The organism is Vibrio sp. 1078-1 (assembly GCF_033340475.1).
Map to the genome: position 1 here is coordinate 1 of NZ_JAWOWM010000512.1, position 628 is coordinate 628.

Below are 628 nucleotides of genomic sequence, written 5' to 3' on the forward strand. Positions count from 1 at the left end.
CACTCACACGGTTCTGAAATCCACCTATTTCACTGCGATGAGAATCAACATACTTTATCGCCGCATCCACCACACTAATGGCAAGCTGAGCGCCTCCTACTGTCGACATATCGAGATCATCAACGGTCACCAACTCACCGGAACCTATATCCATCTCATCGGCAAAATTGCCTTTCCATGTGACGCCTTCTGGCGCATTCAGTGTCGAGGTAAAAAACTGCAGTTGATGATCTTGCGTTACGGAAGCATCGACTACCGATTGCTGGGCATTAATGTAGGTTGCCACTTCTTCAAGGTTATCGCCTACTTTGAGTGTTAATGCTTTAGATTGTGTTTGGCCTTCATTGTCTTGATATTCAAACGCGAACTGTTGGTTATCTCTCGTTACCCGCCAGTCTTTGTCTAAACTGTCACCCAGATAATGTTGCCCGCCCATTTCAGGTATGTGCGTACGCATGTTTCTGAGCGTCAATGATATAGAGTTCGCATTGGCGCCAATATGAAAACTCTGAGAACCATAAGAGCCATTGAAGAGGTTTTTATCCGCGAATGTCGTCGTGATTGCCACACGATCCAATTCATCTTGTAGTGCAATCACTTCTTGTTGAAGACTTGTACGATCATCCTG

The 628-nt window shown here is 45.4% G+C and carries 1 protein-coding gene; it reads right to left on the reverse strand.

Annotation, left to right across the window (positions count from 1 at the left end; all coding sequences use genetic code 11):
* Positions 1 to 628, reverse strand: a 628-nt coding sequence (locus R7190_RS28495) for a flagellin hook IN motif-containing protein (RefSeq protein WP_318138011.1), incomplete at both ends; no start/stop codon positions are given.